Annotated in this window: 16 protein-coding genes and 3 tRNA genes; 12 read left to right on the forward strand and 7 right to left on the reverse strand. The window is 41.8% G+C overall.

From position 1 onward, the window contains the following. The first annotated feature begins 124 nt into the window (after positions 1-124). The 3 genes from LI074_RS10705 (at position 125) to LI074_RS10715 (ending at position 422) form a co-directional block, all read left to right on the forward strand. Positions 125-197: transfer RNA gene (locus LI074_RS10705), tRNA-Asn, on the forward strand. 44 nt (positions 198-241) lie between these two features. Continuing rightward, positions 242-313 (forward strand) — tRNA-Glu (locus tag LI074_RS10710). A 38-nt stretch (positions 314-351) separates the two neighbouring features. After that, positions 352-422, forward strand: a tRNA-Cys gene (locus tag LI074_RS10715). Between the two features lie 115 nt (positions 423-537). Here LI074_RS10715 and LI074_RS10720 read toward each other — a convergent pair. Together LI074_RS10720 and LI074_RS10725 are read right to left on the reverse strand one after the other, a co-directional pair. After that, positions 538-1,101, reverse strand: a complete 564-nt coding sequence (locus LI074_RS10720) for a GNAT family N-acetyltransferase (protein WP_118615008.1) — start codon at positions 1,099-1,101, stop codon at positions 538-540. Positions 1,102-1,142: 41 nt separating this feature from the next. Continuing rightward, positions 1,143-1,373, reverse strand: a complete 231-nt coding sequence (locus LI074_RS10725; protein ID WP_026650366.1) for a hypothetical protein — start codon at positions 1,371-1,373, stop codon at positions 1,143-1,145. Positions 1,374-1,732: 359 nt separating this feature from the next. Here LI074_RS10725 and LI074_RS10730 point away from each other — a divergent pair, with 359 nt between their 5' ends. Continuing rightward, positions 1,733-2,470, forward strand: a complete 738-nt coding sequence (locus LI074_RS10730) for a LytR/AlgR family response regulator transcription factor (protein WP_008707876.1) — start codon at positions 1,733-1,735, stop codon at positions 2,468-2,470. Positions 2,471-2,737: 267 nt separating this feature from the next. On the opposite strand, the gene LI074_RS10735 is transcribed toward LI074_RS10730, so the two are convergent. The 4 genes from LI074_RS10735 to LI074_RS10750 all read right to left on the reverse strand — a co-directional run bounded on the left by LI074_RS10735 (position 2,738) and on the right by LI074_RS10750 (position 6,755). Next, positions 2,738-3,931 carry a DHHW family protein gene (locus tag LI074_RS10735; protein WP_022380555.1) on the reverse strand — a complete coding sequence of 398 codons (1,194 nt, stop codon included), beginning with the start codon at positions 3,929-3,931 and terminating at the stop codon, positions 2,738-2,740. 12 nt (positions 3,932-3,943) lie between these two features. Next, positions 3,944-5,332, reverse strand: coding sequence for an MBOAT family O-acyltransferase (locus LI074_RS10740; RefSeq protein ID WP_008707880.1), 1,389 nt, complete (start codon positions 5,330-5,332; stop codon positions 3,944-3,946). 155 nt (positions 5,333-5,487) lie between these two features. Further along, a complete protein-coding gene (locus LI074_RS10745) occupies positions 5,488-5,964 on the reverse strand; it encodes a DUF4358 domain-containing protein (RefSeq protein WP_008707882.1) in 477 nt (158 codons plus the stop codon). After that, on the reverse strand, positions 5,961-6,755 hold the full coding sequence (locus LI074_RS10750; protein ID WP_008707883.1) for a GDSL-type esterase/lipase family protein: 795 nt from the start codon (positions 6,753-6,755) through the stop codon (positions 5,961-5,963). The genes LI074_RS10745 and LI074_RS10750 overlap by 4 nt, the downstream gene beginning before the upstream one ends. Before the next feature lie 307 nt (positions 6,756-7,062). On the opposite strand from LI074_RS10750, the gene LI074_RS10755 reads away from it, so the two are divergent. From LI074_RS10755 to LI074_RS10780, 6 genes are all read left to right on the forward strand, one after another. Further along, entirely contained in the window at positions 7,063-7,923 is an 861-nt protein-coding gene (locus LI074_RS10755; protein ID WP_020993448.1) for an HdeD family acid-resistance protein, read from the forward strand. Positions 7,924-7,930: 7 nt separating this feature from the next. Next, entirely contained in the window at positions 7,931-8,767 is an 837-nt protein-coding gene (locus LI074_RS10760; RefSeq protein ID WP_173698177.1) for an arginase, read from the forward strand. A 55-nt stretch (positions 8,768-8,822) separates the two neighbouring features. Next, on the forward strand, positions 8,823-9,605 hold the full coding sequence (locus LI074_RS10765; RefSeq protein WP_008707888.1) for a prolipoprotein diacylglyceryl transferase: 783 nt from the start codon (positions 8,823-8,825) through the stop codon (positions 9,603-9,605). A gap of 60 nt (positions 9,606-9,665) precedes the next feature. After that, positions 9,666-11,387 carry a S8 family peptidase gene (locus LI074_RS10770; protein WP_008707889.1) on the forward strand — a complete coding sequence of 574 codons (1,722 nt, stop codon included), beginning with the start codon at positions 9,666-9,668 and terminating at the stop codon, positions 11,385-11,387. Positions 11,388-11,547: 160 nt separating this feature from the next. Then, on the forward strand, positions 11,548-12,939 hold the full coding sequence (locus tag LI074_RS10775) for a uracil-xanthine permease family protein (protein WP_025579386.1): 1,392 nt from the start codon (positions 11,548-11,550) through the stop codon (positions 12,937-12,939). A 145-nt stretch (positions 12,940-13,084) separates the two neighbouring features. Then, positions 13,085-14,317 (forward strand): 6-phosphofructokinase, encoded by a 1,233-nt coding sequence (locus LI074_RS10780; protein WP_055060235.1) that lies wholly within the window; start codon positions 13,085-13,087, stop codon positions 14,315-14,317. Between the two features lie 296 nt (positions 14,318-14,613). Here LI074_RS10780 and LI074_RS10785 read toward each other — a convergent pair whose 3' ends face one another. Then, positions 14,614-16,335 carry an ABC transporter ATP-binding protein gene (locus tag LI074_RS10785; protein WP_055152081.1) on the reverse strand — a complete coding sequence of 574 codons (1,722 nt, stop codon included), beginning with the start codon at positions 16,333-16,335 and terminating at the stop codon, positions 14,614-14,616. 109 nt (positions 16,336-16,444) lie between these two features. Between LI074_RS10785 and LI074_RS10790 the strand changes: the two genes are divergently transcribed. Together LI074_RS10790 and LI074_RS10795 are read left to right on the forward strand one after the other, a co-directional pair. Beyond that, positions 16,445-16,801 carry a hypothetical protein gene (locus tag LI074_RS10790; protein WP_173698178.1) on the forward strand — a complete coding sequence of 119 codons (357 nt, stop codon included), beginning with the start codon at positions 16,445-16,447 and terminating at the stop codon, positions 16,799-16,801. Then, the gene (locus tag LI074_RS10795) at positions 16,770-18,008 is read left to right on the forward strand and encodes a vWA domain-containing protein (protein ID WP_022380546.1); all 1,239 of its coding nucleotides are present in this window, start codon (positions 16,770-16,772) and stop codon (positions 18,006-18,008) included. The genes LI074_RS10790 and LI074_RS10795 overlap by 32 nt, the downstream gene beginning before the upstream one ends. Positions 18,009-18,168: the final 160 nt, after the last annotated feature.

Consider the following 18,168-nt stretch of genomic DNA (forward strand, 5'->3'; position numbering starts at 1 on the left):
GAAGTGTGGCAACACATGGAGCTGACTGTTACTAATCGGGTGAGGGCTTGACCAAGAATCGCAGGAAGAATGAATCTCAAGGAAATGTCAACATGTATGTAGTTTTGAAGGTGCAAACCTTTATTCCTCCTTAGCTCAGTCGGTAGAGCATGCGGCTGTTAACCGCAGTGTCGTTGGTTCGAGTCCAACAGGGGGAGTTTTCGGAAACATGAAGTCCGATATCAAATTCAATTTTCTACCAGGCTCCATGGTCAAGCGGTTAAGACACCGCCCTTTCACGGCGGTAACAGGGGTTCAAATCCCCTTGGAGTCATTATGTAAGATTTCTTACATATAATAAAATGTGAATATGGTGCCATAGCCAAGTGGTAAGGCAAAGGTCTGCAACACCTCTATCCCCGGTTCAAATCCGGGTGGCACCTCTTGAAAAACCTTAGAAATATCTTCTAAGGTTTTTTTGTGTTAATGTATACTGACACTTGCGATAGTGACACAGGATTGATTCTGATAATTTCTGGAAGTCACAGAAATAACAGGCTACAGGAGAGGGAATTTCGGTGGCTCCTGAACTGTCAGATGTTTACCGATCAGCTTCTCCATCCAGACCATATTATACCAGTGGTTGAATTTGTAACCGCATTTATGGAACTCACCTACAAGACGATATCCCATATGAGTGTGAAATTCCACACTGTTTTTGTCAAGATGTTCATCTTCCTTTGGAGGATAGGCAATGCAGGCATTCATATTCAAGATACCCTGCTCACGTAAAGCGGTTTCAAGGGCATCATGAAGCCTGCGGCCTATCCCTCTGTGTTTAAGAGACTGATCAACATAAATAGATGTTTCCACAGCCCAGTCATATGCAGGTCTTTCATGGAAAGGACCTGCATATGCGTATCCAAGCAAAGTTCCTTTTTCCTCAGCTACAAGGTAAGGGTATTTTCTCAGAGTGTGTTGAATCCGGGAAGCAAATTCTTCTGTGGAGGGAACATCATATTCAAAGGTGATGGCTGTATTTTCTACATATGGTCTGTAAATTTTAAGCAGTGCCGGCGCATCTGCAGCAGAAGCGGTACGGATTATTATTTTATTGTCCATGATAATTTCCTTTCTGAAGTGTGTTTGAAAAATATATGTAATTATTCATCAAATTCTGCAGTCACTATAAAACCTCGCGGTGTATGTTCAATATTTTTTACGATTCCTTTTCTGGATCTGATGCGTTCTGCATTTGGATAACAGCCGGACATTGCCACAGCCGGTTCAATGATATAACTGTAATTCATAAAAGACTGATATTCGGAAATTTCTATTTCATCTCCCACATTTATTAATCCCTGACGTTCCATTTTAAATTTTTCCTGACGCATATAATTCCTTCTTTCTGTGTCAAGCGGATAAAATCATCCGCTTTGCTACGCAGCTTTACACCGAATAACTGCTCCGCAGGGGACTTACCTGATTCGGTTAAATGGAGTAACAGTTCAGTATATGATTGTTTTACCAAAGTGCTGTCATAAGTGAAGCTGCCATATAAGTATAACACAAAAAAAGTAAACAACAATGATTGTTATAAAAAAGTAAAATAAATGAAAAAAGTACTTGAATACGTAGGATTAAGCATATATAATTAATAGAAATTGTGCTGTTTACAGATAAATGTCAGAACTTTGCGACTGACAGGATTTTGGAAGCTGCTTTTTATATTGATACGGAAAGGGGAAATTACATGAAAACGATCGTCGTTTGTGATGATGTTGAGATTGAAAGACTTCTTTTAAAAGAAATATTGTGTCAGTATTTTGAAGAAATAAATGAAGAGGTTTCAATTGTAGAATATGATTCAGGAGAGACGCTTATAGCCGATGTGGAAGAAGGATACATTGCTATGGATCTGCTTTTTCTGGATATTTGTATGAAGAAACTTAATGGAATGGAAACTGCAAGAAAATTGAGACAGATACAGTGTAAGGTGCCGATCATTTTTCTTACCGCCTCACCGGATTATGCCATAGAGAGTTATGAAGTACAGGCTTCCGGATATTTGTTGAAATCATTTTCAGAAGAGAAACTGATGAAACTTCTGAACAGGATTCTTAAAACGGATATGAAAAGGCGTGTTGCAATCAAAAACAGAAGACAGTACCGTTATCCATGTACAGATGATATCATGTATATTGACAGCGATAAACATAATGTCACCCTGCATCTGTCAGATGGTTCCGAAATTATAACAGTGGACAAGCTGGGAGAAATTGAGAAGAGAATTAACGAGAAACGTTTTCTGCGCTGCCATCAGAGTTATCTGGTGAATATGGATTATATTAAGGATGTAGAAGACGATTTTATTATGGAAGATGGAACACTTGTACCTATACGTGTTCGTGGGCGGAAAGAAATACTGGATACGTACTATGATTATTTTGTAAATCATTTTGGAGACTCAAAGGACACTTTTGCAGAATAAATTGCTGAATTTGCATAAAATGAAAAGTAGGCATAAATGCTGATATAATACACATTAAGGTACAGCTGATATAAAAACAGATAAACTGGGAACGGGGAATGAAAGACACAGTATTATTGTTTTAAATCAGTCGTTATACCTGACCTATTATTAAAAAGTGTGTGAAAAGTGTGTGTTATAAAATGTGTGTGAATGTGTGAAAAATCCCCACCGAAAGTCAATGTTTCCTCGGCATTGAAATTTCGGTGGGGATTTTTTGATATAATATTATCTGATATCAGATGTATCAGAAGAATCCTGTTCAGCAGTTGTCAGGGCAAGCTCCAGAGAAGTGTCTGTGAAGAAGGTATTAGCATTATACAGGTACAGAATTTCCTGAACATTTTCAACCTGCATTAACTGCTCCAGATCTCCAAAGTAATAACGGGGATCAATCATTATGATCTTTCGGTAATGCTGAGCAAGAAATGGGATGAAGCTGTTTGCGTATGAATCCTTAAGCACAAGCAGTGTATTATCTGTTTCAGTAGGAGTACTGATCTTTATCTGAGCGTGGTTTCCACCAAAGAATAATGCATATTTATCTCTTGTCTCAAGTTTCTCAGTATCATAGAAGCTGGCACTTTTTTTCTGTTCGTCTACATAATTAACTACAGAAGAGAGTGCCTGATCTCCGGTGGGGAGAAATACATCGATCTCATCTTTTTCGCCGGAGCGGAAACCGCTTTTGGCAGACAGTGTTCCCTGAAAAGAACGGGTGACAGGTGCTTTGTCATAAGTGTCTGCTGAAGTATCAATTCCCATATCTTTGGCTGCCTTAAGATAGGCATAATAAGCACCCTGGGTAGTCCAGTGATGATCAGTGTGATAATAGAGGTCTTCCATTTTGTGATCTTTAAAAGTGCTGCGAACATCAATAAAGGTCACACCTGCATCGGTCAGGGAGGCAGAGAGGCTGTCAAGCCAGGAATTCTGATCCTGGACAGGGGCAAAAGCAGGAAGCCTGTCGCTCAGGATATTCACAGAATTTGGGGCGATCAGTGCATATTGTTTCAGATCAGAATGTTTTTGCGCAAAGTCAGTCATTGCTTTTACAGTGGCGTCATACTGTGTCTGATCAGGCGCTTTAAATTCTTCCATAAGATATCCGGATTTTCCAACGTATACGCCATTAGATTCTACTTTTCCCATCAGACGGTCAGTTCCGGCTTTCAGGGTAATCCACAGATCGCGAAGTGGAAACTGATCATTTTCATAGGTTTCAAATTGTTTTTCAAATCCGCCGGAAGCAATCTGACTGCCGTTTAAATGAGGCAGGGAAGAAAGTACGCGGTTTTCTTTTTCAGAAAATCCTCTGTCAGGAAGCACAATGCTCAGAATGAGTACGATCAAGGGGATAAATAAAAATAAAAGTCCCATTCTGTGGAAAAATAAACGATAATTTCTTAATGATTTTTTCATATTGTTTACCTTTTAAAATTTTGCATATAAAAATGGTGTGTAAGAGTTATAAACCATATAGGCAATCGATAATGCAAATAAAATAAGATTTATGATCACTGCAGCAACAGGTCTGCGTCTGACCAGACGCTTAAAGTACTGGTAAGGAGCAGGACGGCACATAAGAATACTGATCAGAAGAAGGATAAATCCTGTCTTGAGGTAGTAAAGTGCAGTTTTGTCTATGAAACCGGAAGCTCCGATTCCAAACATAGTTCCAAGGTAATGGCCAAGGGCACCAAAGTCTGTCTGGCTGAAGAATACCCATCCGATCATGACTACAAGCATAGTGTATACAGTGCAAAGCCAGGATGGTATTTTTTTCAGATATTTTTGAAGTACAAATTTTTCGAGTAAAAGGAAGAGGCCGTAATAAACACCCCATAGTACGAAATTCCAGCTTGCACCATGCCATAGACCGGTAAGTGCCCATACCACAAGGATATTTCGGATATGTTTCAGAGTGGAGACCCGATTACCGCCAAGCGGGATATAAATATAATCTCTGAACCAGCTTCCAAGAGAAATATGCCAGCGTCTCCAGAATTCAGAAACACTGGTGGAAATATAGGGATAATCAAAGTTCTTATTAAAATCAAATCCCAGCATTTTTCCCAGACCGATGGCCATATCCGAATAGCCGCTGAAGTCAAAATAAAGCTGCATTGTATAAGCCAGAATGCCAAGCCATGAAGTAAATACAGACATCTGTGGATGACCACAGATACTGCTGTATAAAACCGAGAGATTATCTGCCAGAAGAACTTTCTTTGCAAGACCTTTGACAAAAAGCTCTGCACCGATACCGAATTTGGAGATATTGATGGTACGCTGCTTCAGCTGCGTCTCTATATCCGTATATCGTACGATTGGTCCGGCAGAGGTATAAGGAAACATTGTGCTGTATACGGAAAAGGTCAGGAAATTTCGCTGCGCACTGACCTTACTTAAATAAATATCAAAAAGATAGGACAAATTACGGAAAGTGTAGAAAGAAAGTCCTATCGGCAGCGAAAGCTCCGGATGAGGGATATGGATACCGATGATTCCTCCGATTGTGTTAAGTAAGAATCCATAATATTTAAAAAACACAAGTACTGCAAGATTTATAATGATTGAGAAGATCAGATTAATTTTCTGTTTCCTGTCATCATAATATAAACGTTCCAGTTCTGTACCCATATAATAGTTGAAGATACTGGAAAACAGCATGAGGATCACATATACAGGTTCTCCCCAGGCATAAAAGATCAGACTGCCCAAAAACAGCAGCAGATTGCGGAGCTTTCCCGGTACCAGGTAGTAGATCAGCATGAAAACCGGAAGAAAGCAGAATATAAAAAATATACTGTTGAATACCATATTAAAAGTTCTCCAATCTGGATATTATGAATATTATAGTAATTCTCTTAACTGCATTTTCTCTTAACAGTATTATTAAGAGGACTGCCATAGTAATGGTTCTGCAGTCCATTAGCGTAAAATGCGGAACAGTTACGAGGATTAAAGTAAAATGCTTATATCATGGAAAGAAAGGCAGTGCGCCAGTTCTGTGCGTCTGCGCCGCACATATAATATACATAGTTTCCTTTTTTTCCAACAACTGCATTGTTCAGAAGAGCCATCTGATCTGTGCCATAGCCCTCAAATACCTGCTTCTGACCGGAGAGATGGGCGTTTGCATTTTCAAGCAAAGTATTTGCCTGGGTATTGTCAGTGGCCTTCATAATACAGATTTCTTCTACTGCCATGGGTGAAGCGGCTTTGTAGAAGAAATAACCGTCAATATTGCGGTCATCTGTCTGATAATAATGTTTCAGATCAGAACGTGCTTCTTTATTTAAAGAAGTGATATCAGAATCCTGTTCCATAGTCTGTGCAATCTGTTCCATGGGTACATTCTTTGCGCTGTCGGAGGTATACAGGACAGCCAGATATGCGATAAGGAAAAGAACAAATGCACCTTTGATAAAAATATGTAAATAATTTTTCATGCCTTTAACCCCGCAATCTGTGCCATATTTGTCAGCCATTTGGGATAGTAGTCCTGAATCACATGTTCACCGTCCGGTTCATACAGATTTTCTGAACTGTCTGTTACAATCGTTGAATTGTCAATAAAGGTACATCCCATTTCCTGACAGAGTTTGATAAGTCCTTCATTATAATCAGGGTAATATCCAAGATCAGGAGTCTGTGCGATCGCTTCATCAGTAATCGGCAGAATGCAGTTGATATAAATTGGGACATCCGGTAAGGCTGTCTGGATTTTCTTTATCTGCGTCCTGTATGCATCAATAAATTCTGATGAAGCCGAACCATATATTTCCAGGTCGTTGGAACCAAATGCCATGAATACATGAGAGGGATTCAGAGCAATTGCCGTACTGATCTGATCATCGGCTGCACCTACATTTAATCCTCGTTTGCTGACTACCACATCCGTATCCAGATATCCGTATTCTACGATGGATTCTGTGATAGAGTCACCGATGATGACGTTTCCGGCAAAAACCTGTCGGATTTCTACATCACTTAACAGGGTAGATCCGGAACCGTCTGAAGCATCAGAACCGGAAGAAATGCCGGTTGTCTGTTTCAGAGCCTGAAGCTGTTCTTCTGTCTGTGAAATGTCTGAATTTTCCAGAGCCTGAAGGCGGGCTACATTTTCTTTACAGACAGAATCATTCTCATTTCCGCGGGTGCATAAAAAAATCACTGCACCGGCGAGTATAACACCGACAGGGATAAGAAATAAAACTTTATTCTTTGGTTGTTTTTTCAAAATAAATCCTTCCTATGGAAAATATCCATTTTATGACATAGTTTTATTTATAGCAATACTCTCAAATGTATTATTTATGAGTATCGCTATAATTATAATACGCACTAAAAAAACTTCAAGGAAAAATTCACAAATTTTACACAAAGTCATGCAGTTGCCTGTGGACGAAGAGAAAGAAAGAAGTTATACTATTTTAGAAGAAATGGAATAGTATTTTTAACCGAATCAAGTAAGTCCCCTGCGGAGATTGCGAAAAGCAATAAGAGTGGGTGTGGACTTGCTATCATACAGTCAGGAGGAAAAGGTTATGGGGAAAAAAGTTTCTGATTTTTTAAAAAGCGAGATTTTATCATCGGTTTTTTATCTGGCATTTGGTCTGTGTCTGCTCCTGGTTCCGGACCAGACCGTAAACATTATCTGCAAGATTGTATTCGGACTGGTAATGATCGCTTCCGGTATTTATCATATTGTTATTTATACAGCTGAGAAGGAAAAGGCAACGATTCTTGATCTGTTTACGGGTGTGATCGTCATGGTGCTTGGAATTTTTCTTTTCTTTACACCGCAGATCGTGATCAAAATCCTGCCATATTTACTGGGAGCCTTGGTACTGGTTGACAGTATCTGGAAGATAAAGGGAAGTTACAGACTGAAAAAAGCCCAGAGAGGACGCTGGAAGATTATTCTTATTGGCTGTCTGGTATTTATTGCGCTGGGTGTTTCCATGTTGCTCTATTCTTTTTTGAGTGTAACCCGGATGATCCTGTTTTCCGGAATTATTCTGACTGCTGATGGAGTGGCAGACATTGTATTTTTGATCATGATTCGTCTTGGAATGAAAAAATCCGAAAAATTCTGTGCTGAAAAAGAACAGGAAGAGAATGGCAAAGAGAAACCATGGGATGACCCGGCAGATGCAGGTCTGGACGAAAAAGTGCAGGATAAATCTTTAAATGAAGATGAAACAGAATGGAAGCAAGATACAGATTCTCAGGTTCAGGAAGCGGAGATGGAAATAGAAACCGGGAAGACTGCAGATGCAGCAGATGCAGACGCCATTCTGGATGCAGAGATGCAGACTCCGGATGAAGGCGTGGAAAGTCCCGGCAGAGAAATCCGGGAAATGCTGAAAAATCATGATGAACCGCTGGAAGAATGGAAGGACTGAGTGAAATATGCAGGAACAGAATCCCATTGTACTGATGAATTTCTCCGGAATTTACAGAGAAGAAGAATTCTGGAAAAACAGACAGGTATCCTGGATTGAGCTTCAGGATGTCTGTGGGACAAACTGCTATTGTGATGAGGAAGCAATCGCAGAGATTAATAAACGAACAGAAAATTATCCAACTGTCGGAATCCATTTTATTGATTCCGGCAATTATCACTATATGACAAGACTTTGGCTGACAAGAATGGATCAACCGTTCTGTCTGCTGGTATACGATAATCATACAGATATGCAGCCTCCGGCTTTTGGTGGGATTTTGTCGTGTGGAGGATGGATCGCGGCAGCGTTGGAGGAACTGGAGAATCTGAAATATGTGATCCTTGTGGGACCGGATGAAGCAGCCTATGAGCAGGTAGATGAGAATCTGAAGGACAGAGTGATATTTCTCTCCAGAGAGAAACTTCAGGTGATGAATGATGAAGAGAGAAACTGGTTTCTCAGGGAAACAGTCAGTGAAGTATGTAATTGGAGAAAATCGGAAGGTTTACAGGAAGATGCTGAAAAATTCCTTCCATTATATATATCTGTTGATAAAGATGTGCTTTGTACAGAGGATGCACAGACGACATGGAGCCAGGGGGATATGAGGCTGACAACTTTGGTGTCCGGTGTACAGACTGTATTGGAATGTGCAAAAGAAAGCAGTGGAAAGATTGCCGGTGTGGATATCTGCGGAGAAGCAGATGCGGAAGCGGTACATGAGAATGAAGCCAATGATTATGCAAATGAAAAATTGCTGGAGGTTTTTGAAGGTTTATTTGGGAAATCCGACTGTGAATAATAAATAAAATGAGAGAGTGACAGGAAGTATTTTAAGATTTGAGAGGATTTGAGACATGCATAATGAATTGTTGCATATAGGACCGTTGACGGTATATGGTTATGGATTTATGATTGCCATGGGAGTATTGGCTGCCTGGTTTGTGGCTGAGCAGAGAGCGCGTAAACTGAAACTTGCATGTGAACATATTTTTTATCTGGTAGTGTGGTGCGCCATTGGTGGATTTACATCTGCGAAGATTTTGTTCTGGATCACCAACTGGAGGGAATTTCTGCAGAATCCGAGGCAGATCATAGGATCAGATGGATTTGTGGTATATGGAGGGATCATCGGAGGAATTCTGGTGGGCTGGCTGTACTGCAGGATAAAGAAGTTGAAATTTCTGGAGTATTTTGATCTGATGATGCCATCCATTGCACTGGCACAGGGATTTGGCAGGATTGGATGCTTTCTGGCAGGCTGCTGTTATGGGAAAGAAACTTCAGGGCCTCTGGCGGTTACGTTTACAAATTCAGATTTTGCACCCAACAATGTTGCTCTGATCCCGACACAGATTTATTCCGGTTTTTTGGATTTTGCCCATTTTCTGCTGCTGCTTTATGTGGCAAAGCATAAGAAAGCAGATGGACAGGTGGCTGCCTGCTATCTTATTTTCTACAGTATAGGAAGATTTGTGATCGAATTTTTCAGAGGAGATATTGAAAGAGGAAGCGTAGGAGTATTGTCGACTTCGCAGTTTATCAGTATTTTTACAACTGTGGCTGGAATTATATTATTACTGACTGTTGTGAAGAAACAAAAGCAGGAAGCGAATATCAGTCTGAACAGTAAAGGTTAGAATTGTCATAAAGAGCATATATTGTGCATATCATGTATAAAAAATCCAGGGAGGACAGTAATGTTCAGACCTGACGATTTTGAAGTGCAGATACAGCAGGAAAACCCCCCGGGCATTCATGCTGAGCCGTCAATACCGCCGGCACAGGATGAAGAGTACGGGGATTTTATTGTAAAACATGGACAGAATATGGGCGGAAAATTTCTTCCTGTGAATGAATTGTTTGGAATTCTATATATTCCGCTGAATGAGATTGGTCCGTTGGAAATTAATTCCTATACGTATGCATCTTTGCCGAAGTGTTATACATTTATGGATGCGGATGCATTAAATTCATCCGGGATTACGCGGTTACATAATCATCCCTATCTGAAACTTCAGGGAGAGGGCACAGTGATCGCAGTGATTGATTCCGGGATTGATTATCTGAATCCAATCTTTCGAAACGGAGATGTAAGCCGTATTGCATATATCTGGGATCAGACAATTCCGGGAAATGAGGATGAACAGGTTCCTTATGGAAAGGTTTTTACCGGAGAGGAAATTAATCAGGCATTGCTGTCGGAGAATCCACAGGAGATTGTACCCTCATTGGATGAGAACGGACATGGTACAGCTATGGCAGGGCTGGCAGCAGGCAATTTTGTACCCACAGAAAATTTCTCAGGAGCAGCTCCGAAAGCAACGATCATTGTGGTGAAATTAAAGAAAGCAAAATCCTATCTGAGAAAATTTTACCAGTATCCGCCACAGGCACCGGTATTTCAGGAAGACGACATTATGCTGGGGATTTCTTTTGCAGTGAAGATGGCACAAGAGATGGGAATGCCGGTTTCCGTTTGTCTGGGACTTGGCACCAATCAGAGCGCACATGTTGGTGACAGTGAGCTGAGTCGATATGTAGATTATATTAATGAAGATTCTCAGGTATCAGTATCTGTGGCAGCAGGAAATGAGGGTGCAGCACAGCATCATTATACAGCAGAGTTGGACTATGTGAAAAATCAGGATACTGTTGAACTTCGTATTGCGGATAAAGAAGAAGGATTTTCCATGGAATTTTGGGGAGATCCGCCGGATGACTATGGGATATCGTTACAGTCACCGGCAGGAGAAAAGCTGTATGTGAGCAGTTCTCTTGGTGCAGGTACTCAGGAATTAAGTTTCATTTTTGTGGAGACGAAAGTGCTGGTCAATTACGTAAAGATGGAGCGGATGACCGGGAAACAGCTGATTTATTTTCGCTTCTTTCATCCGGCAGCAGGTATCTGGAAGGTAAATGTCAGTAAAAAAGGAATATCGGGAAGCAGGTTTCACATGTGGCTTCCGGTGCAAGGGCTGATTTCGCCGGATACTTATTTTCTGGAGTCTACACCTTATATAACTGTTACTGCACCTGGGGATTCAACCAGAGGTATTACGGCAACAGCTTATCAGTATCTGGATAACAGTCTGTATTTTCAGGCTGGGCGAGGGTTTACTCCAAATAACCAGGTGACACCTGATCTGGCAGCACCGGGAGTAGATCTGCTCATTCCATTGCCGGGAGGGGCGTTTGGAAAGGCTTCGGGGAGCAGTCTTTCTTCGGCTGTTGTTGCAGGAGCAGCAGCATTGGTGCAGGAATGGGCGATCGTGAGAGGAAATATTCCTTATGCATCGGGAAATACGGTGAAGTTTTATCTGCAGAAAGGGGCAGTGAGAGAAGAACAGATGGAATACCCCAATCCGGGATGGGGATATGGAAGACTGGATCTGTATCGGACATTTGAGATTATAAACTGAAAGGTTTATGAAATACTGGAAAATACATATAAAAGATAAAATAATAACCAAATTTTAAGAATAAATATTGTATAGTTTTAGACCAAAAATAATTAGGATGTCTAATTGTTTTTTTGGACAAAAAATGTTACAATCGTACAAAAGAAATTGGGAGGCAATTATGAAGAGAGGCAGTATTTTTGAAACTGACGGAATCCCCCGCATGAGTGAGGCTTTACCCCTTGCCATGCAGCATGTCGTAGCTATGATCGTTGGCTGTGTCACACCGGCGATCATCGTTTCCGGAGCAGTTCCAGGCGGACTCTCCAGAGAAGACCAGGTTATCCTGATCCAGTCGGCACTGGTCATTGCAGCATTGTCAACTTTGCTTCAGCTGTTTCCGATTGGCGGAAAGGCGAAATTTGCAATTGGCTCAGGCCTGCCTATTATCATGGGTGTCAGCTTTGCTTACGTGCCAAGTATGCAGGCGATAGCAGAATCGTATGGAATAGCAGCAATCATGGGTGCGGAGATTGTTGGTGGTATCGTAGCAGTTGTTATGGGTTTGCTGGTCAAGAAGATTCGGGTATTTTTCCCGCCGCTAATCACAGGAACAGTCGTATTTACCATCGGTCTTTCCCTGTATCCGACTGCCATTAATTATATGGCAGGCGGTACCAGCAGTCCGAATTACGGATCCTGGCAGAACTGGGCAATTGCATTTTTCACGCTGATCGTTGTTACAGCTCTGAATCATTTTGGAAAGGGAATCTGGAAACTGGCATCTATTCTGATCGGTATTATAGTGGGATATCTGGTTTCTATTCCGTTTGGAATGGTAGATTTCTCAAGCATAGGGGAAGCAGGTGTCTGTCAGCTTCCATCTCTGATGCATTTTGGAGTACAGTTTGAGCCGTCTTCCTGTGTTGCACTGGGAATTTTATTTGCTATCAACTCTATTCAGGCAATCGGTGATTATTCAGCGACTACGATCGGAGCTATGGACAGAACACCTAAGGATGATGAACTGCAGCGTGGAATCGTTGGTTATGGTCTTTCTAACGTTGTAGGCGCATTGCTCGGCGGACTTCCCACAGCAACATACAGCCAGAACGTTGGTATTGTTACAACTACAAAGGTTATCAACCGTTGGGTACTGGGACTTGCAGCTGCAATTCTCGGTATAGCAGGTCTGGTTCCGAAATTCTCAGCTATCCTGACAACGATTCCTCAGTGTGTACTGGGCGGTGCAACTGTGTCTGTATTTGCATCGATCGCAATGACAGGTATGAAGCTGGTTGCTTCTGCTGAGATGGATTACCGTAATTCATCTATCGTAGGACTCGCAGCTGCACTGGGAATGGGTGTATCTCAGGCAACAGCTGCACTTGCAAGCTTTCCCACATGGGTAACAACAATTTTCGGTAAATCACCGGTTGTCCTTGCAACTATTATTGCAGTAATGCTTAATGTGATCCTTCCGAAAACACGGGATGAGCAGAAAGAAGAGGCAAAAAAAAAGATTAAAATAGAACAGAAACTGGAAGAAGACCACAGGGAATTCGGGGAATAAAAACAGAAACTGAATATGGGAAATATAAGGTGTGCTTTCACAGGGGGATGTGGGAACACACCTTTTTATTGAATTGCTATGGAAGGCAGTTGTATGATATAATGAAAAGCAATCACATTAAATTAAACGATACAGGAGGTTTCTTATGTCCAGAAAGAATCTGATCGTCGGTCAGTCCGGCGGTCCTACCGCAGTAATTAACAGCAGCCTTTACGGAGTTGTATCCGAGGGAATGCGTCATCCGGAAGCTATTGAGCATGTTTACGGAATGATAAACGGAATTGAAGGATTTTTAAATGGAACAGTTCTTGACTTTGCCGAAGCACTTCCGGGAGAGAAACTTGACGGTCTGAAAGTCACACCAGGTGCTTATCTTGGTTCCTGCCGCTATAAATTGCCGGAATCACTGGAAGATCCGGTTTATCCAAGACTTTTTAAAAAATTTGAAGAAATGAATATTGGCTGGTTTTTCTATATCGGTGGAAATGATTCCATGGATACGGTGAGCAAACTTTCCCGTTATGCTGCGCAGACAGGCAGTGATATCCGTATCCTCGGAGAACCAAAAACAATCGACAATGATCTGATCCACACAGACCATACTCCGGGATTTGGAAGTGCAGCCAGATATGTAGCTTCTACAGTCCGCGAGATTACCATAGATGCAAATGTTTATGAAAAGAAATCCGTAACGATTATAGAAATTATGGGCCGCCACGCAGGATGGCTCACTGCTGCATCTGCACTTGCCCGCAAATATACAGGAGACAACCCTCTTCTCATCTACCTTCCGGAAACAGCCTTTGACCAGGAAGAATTTCTTAAAGCAGTAGAGAACTCCTTTGAGAAAAACTGCAATGTCATTGTCTGCGTATCAGAAGGAATCCATGACGACAAGGGCACATTTATCTGTGAATACGACAATTCCGTAGGCACTGATACCTTTGGACACAAAATGCTGGCAGGCTGTGGTAAATATCTCGAAAACCTTGTCAGAAACCGCCTCGGTGTAAAAGCCCGTTCTGTAGAACTCAACGTCAGCCAGCGTTGCTCTGCATCCATGATGTCCGCCACAGACCAGCAGGAAGCCATCAAAGCCGGAGAATTCGGCGTACAGGCAGCCCTCAACGGCGAAACAGGAAAAATGATCTCATTTATCCGCAAAGAAACCTCTGACGGAACCTATATCATGGAATGTGGTCTTGAAGACGTCAATGCCATCTGCAACGAAGAAAAAACAGTTCCATCAGAGTGGATCACAGAAGACGGATCTGACGTCACTGAAGCCTTCATAAACTACGCCCGCCCCCTGATCCAGGGAACAGTACAGATCCCCTGCGGCGAAGACGGCCTCCCGGCATTCGTATACCGAAAATAGTATAGATTGACGGACGCGCAGGAAAATTAATTGTCTGGCGTGCGGTTTCGGACACTAAGATATTCTAAGGCGATAAAAATCTGCTAAAAGCATGAGCCCGCAGGGTCAAACTCGCTGTCGCTCAGACAGTGACCCTGTGGGCTCATAACGCATATTTTTATCGTCTAAGAATATCTAAGTATCCTGCAAATGCACGCCAGACAATTAATTTTCCTGCGCTGTTATAATATATATCAGTAGATTGCAAATATAAAGATAACTGTTTCGCAGTTTATTATCGGATACTATAAACAAAATCACATATTATAATAAGCCGCATACACTCCATTCATATCCAACAGCTCTTCATGTGTCCCCCTCTCAGCAATCCCATCCTCAGTGATCACAATAATCTCATCCGCATCCCTGATCGTAGAAAGTCTGTGCGCAATGGTAATAGTAGTACGGTTCTGTGAAAGCTCTTCAAGACTTCTCTGGATCCATCGTTCACTCTCATTATCCAGAGCGCTCGTAGCTTCATCAAGGATCAGGATCGGCGGATTCTTCAGGAACACACGTGCAATGGAAATCCTCTGTTTCTGACCGCCCGAAAGTCTTGTTCCGCGTTCTCCGACATAGGTATCATACTGCTGTGGAAGTTCCATAATAAAATCATGAATGCTTGCCCGCTTTGCAGCTGCAATAATCTCTTCATCAGAAGCTCCCGGTTTTCCATATGCAATATTATCCCGGATCGTACCGTCAAACAGATAGACATCCTGCTGTACAGTTCCGATATTATTTCTGAGACTCTTCAGAGTCAGGCTGCGGATATCTTTTCCATCAACAGTGATCCGTCCCTCTGTTACATCATAAAAGCGTGGCAGAAGAGAACAGATAGTAGTTTTCCCGCCACCTGACGGACCCACAAGTGCCACAGACTTTCCGGCAGGGATATCAATAGAGATATCACTGAGAACAGGGGTATTATCGTCACTGTAATGAAAAGATACATGCTCATAGCTTACATGTCCTTTCACATCAGTAAGTTCTCTGGCATCCGGAGCGTCTGTGATCTCTGACTCTGTTTCCATAACATCAAGGAAACGGCGAAAGCCTGAAAGACCCTTTTGCATCATTTCTACCAGCTCGACCAGAATCTGGATCGGACTGATAAAGATTCCGATATAAAGTGCATACATGGCAAGATCTGCAGTCTGCATTTCTCCGTTGGCAATAAGATAACCGCCATACACCAGAGTGACCAGATACATCATTCCCTGAAAGAACAGATTAGAGCTCATAAAGCTTCCCATACAGCGATAATTATCACGCTTTGAAAGCAGAAAAGCTTCATTGCTTTTTTTGAATTTGTTATGTTCAATATCTTCATTTGCAAAGGACTGTACCACACGGATACCGGAAAGTGTGTCCTGGAGACTTGCATTGACATCCCCGATCTTACGTCTGTTTTCCATAAAAGTTGCCTGCATTCGGGCATTCTGCTTAAAGGAAAACCAAAACATAACAATAACAAGGATGATCAGTGGAAATGCCAGTTTCTTATTGATAAAGAAAAGAAAGACAAAAGCACCGATGATCTTTACCAGAGAGATAAAAAGGTTTTCAGGACCATGGTGTGCAAACTCGGAAATATCAAAAAGATCACTGACCAGCTTGCTCATCATCTGACCGGAATTATTCTGACTGTAATAGGAAAATGAAAGCTGCTGGTAATGATCAAATAATTCCTGCCGCATATCCCGTTCCATATTTGCTCCCATCATGTGTCCCTGGCAGGTTACATAATATTTGCAGAGACATTGGATCACATACATAAGAAAGAGTCCTCCTGCGATCACAGGCAGTGCATGAAGAATCCTTGACTGATCCTGAGTGAACAGTGTTTTTGTCATAGTCCGCAGGATCTGAGGATATGCCAGATCTATCAGACTGATCACGGCAGCACATATCAGATCAATAAAAAAGACCGTTTTATACGGACCATAGTAGTGGATGAATTTTTTGATAGTATTCATAAGATAAAATCCTTTCATCTGTGATAGAATATATGTAATTTTATAGTAACATAACGGAAAGGAAAGTCAATAGAGGGGCAGGAACAGGACTTTAAAATGAGGCTTTTTTGTGTTATATTGTGGTTATGGTAATTTCACAGGAGAGGAAGATGATCTGATGCAGGACAGAAAGCTTGAACAGGCTCTGGAGATTTATTTTCAGGAAAATCCGGACAGAGAGTCCGATAAATATCAGGAGATACAGAAATACCTGAAGCTCAGAATACGTTCTGTAATGGAGCTTCTGATAGAGAATGAGGATACAGAAAGGATGGAGCAGATCGAGAAATGCGGATGGTTTTCCGTAAATGAGCTGGAGAATTTTATAAGATGTGCACAGGAAAAAGCAAAGCTGCGTTCTCTGGTATGGCTGCTTCATCTGAAAGATAAAAAATATGGATACCCAAAAAAAGACTTTTCACTGTAAAACAACAACAGAGCAGGAACTTACCGGAAAAAAAATCCTGCAAAACTGCAGAAATCAATTATATCTGGACTTTCCTTATCTGGACGGGGCATTTGCAAGTCTGGAATACAAAGCAGACAGCAGCATTGATACAATTGGGACAGACGGGGAGCTGATTTATTTTAATCCGGTATTTCTTATGAAAAAATATCTGGAAGATCCGGCAGCAGTAAGAAGAGGATATCTGCACATGCTGCTTCACTGTCTGTACCTTCATATTTTCATGGAACCTGACAGAGATTCCGGTGAATGGGACAGGGAATGCGACTGTTTTGTAGAGCAGCTGATCGACAAGGCTGTCGGAGAAGGCAAAATCAGCCTGAAGAAAAGAAAATCAGATGATACACAGGTGAACACAAATACTTTTGATGATCACATATTCTGGCAGAGAACTGCCGGACAGGCATCAGGAGGCAGGAGAACAAAGGAAAAATGGGAACATATCCTTGCTTATACCTCACAGAATAAGACCGGTATGCAAAGCAGGGCAGGGACTCAGACAAACGATCAGCAGGAAGAACTGGATGAGATCTACCGCAGTAAATATGATTACCGGAAATTTCTGAAGCAGTTCTGCAGACTGCGGGAGGAAGTGGAGCTGGATACGGAGAGCTTTGATTATATTTTTTACAGCTTTGGAATGGAACATTATGGAAATATTCCATTGATAGAACCGTTGGAGTATAAAGAAGTAAACCGTCTGGAGGAGCTGGTGATCGCCATTGACACATCCGGTTCATGTTCAGGAGAAACTGTACAGAGATTTCTGGGTGAAACCTATGGGATTTTAAGTGAAAAAGAGAATTTTTTCAGCAGGATGAAGGTATATATCGTCCAGTGCGACTGTTTTATCCAGAAAGTGGATGTGATCCATTCTGAGGAAGAGTGGAAGGAATACATCCGGAACGTTAAGATCCAGGGCAGGGGAGGTACAGATTTCCGCCCTGTATTTGAATTGATCCGTCAGGAAAAAGAGAGAAAAGAACTGAAGAATCTCAGAGCACTGATCTATTTTACAGATGGTGACGGGATTTATCCGGGACAAAAGCCGGATTATGAGACTGCATTTGTATTTCTGAAACGGACGGACAAGATGAAACTGGTGCCGCCATGGGCGAAATGTCTGATCACAGGAACGGGACAAACTGCGGAGCAGATGTCAGTTTGAGTAAATAATGTTACTGTTCACTGGTAATATCCCGCGAGGTGTTTTTTGTGAGCGAAGGTCACAGAAAACCCGAGACATACCGCGCGAATTTATGCGATTAGCATAAATTCTGTGCATCGCGAAGCGTGTTGCTGGGAACGGAGTGAACAGTAACTAAATA

The sequence above is a fragment of the Blautia sp. MSK18_10 genome, assembly GCF_020553185.1.
Taxonomy (GTDB): domain Bacteria; phylum Bacillota; class Clostridia; order Lachnospirales; family Lachnospiraceae; genus Blautia_A; species Blautia_A wexlerae.

Excerpts from the sequence above, each read along its gene's own strand:
- LI074_RS10755 (WP_020993448.1), top strand. The coding sequence starts at position 7,063 with ATGGGGAAAAAAGTTTCTGATTTTTTAAAAAGCGAGATTTTATCATCG.
- LI074_RS10760 (WP_173698177.1), top strand. The coding sequence starts at position 7,931 with ATGCAGGAACAGAATCCCATTGTACTGATGAATTTCTCCGGAATTTAC.
- LI074_RS10775 (WP_025579386.1), top strand. The coding sequence starts at position 11,548 with ATGAAGAGAGGCAGTATTTTTGAAACTGACGGAATCCCCCGCATGAGT.
- LI074_RS10735 (WP_022380555.1), bottom strand. The coding sequence starts at position 3,931 with ATGAAAAAATCATTAAGAAATTATCGTTTATTTTTCCACAGAATGGGA.
- LI074_RS10795 (WP_022380546.1), top strand. The coding sequence starts at position 16,770 with ATGGATACCCAAAAAAAGACTTTTCACTGTAAAACAACAACAGAGCAG.
- LI074_RS10745 (WP_008707882.1), bottom strand. The coding sequence starts at position 5,964 with ATGAAAAATTATTTACATATTTTTATCAAAGGTGCATTTGTTCTTTTC.
- LI074_RS10770 (WP_008707889.1), top strand. The coding sequence starts at position 9,666 with ATGTTCAGACCTGACGATTTTGAAGTGCAGATACAGCAGGAAAACCCC.
- LI074_RS10780 (WP_055060235.1), top strand. The coding sequence starts at position 13,085 with ATGTCCAGAAAGAATCTGATCGTCGGTCAGTCCGGCGGTCCTACCGCA.
- LI074_RS10730 (WP_008707876.1), top strand. The coding sequence starts at position 1,733 with ATGAAAACGATCGTCGTTTGTGATGATGTTGAGATTGAAAGACTTCTT.
- LI074_RS10720 (WP_118615008.1), bottom strand. The coding sequence starts at position 1,101 with ATGGACAATAAAATAATAATCCGTACCGCTTCTGCTGCAGATGCGCCG.
- LI074_RS10765 (WP_008707888.1), top strand. The coding sequence starts at position 8,823 with ATGCATAATGAATTGTTGCATATAGGACCGTTGACGGTATATGGTTAT.
- LI074_RS10785 (WP_055152081.1), bottom strand. The coding sequence starts at position 16,335 with ATGAATACTATCAAAAAATTCATCCACTACTATGGTCCGTATAAAACG.
- LI074_RS10740 (WP_008707880.1), bottom strand. The coding sequence starts at position 5,332 with ATGGTATTCAACAGTATATTTTTTATATTCTGCTTTCTTCCGGTTTTC.
- LI074_RS10725 (WP_026650366.1), bottom strand. The coding sequence starts at position 1,373 with ATGCGTCAGGAAAAATTTAAAATGGAACGTCAGGGATTAATAAATGTG.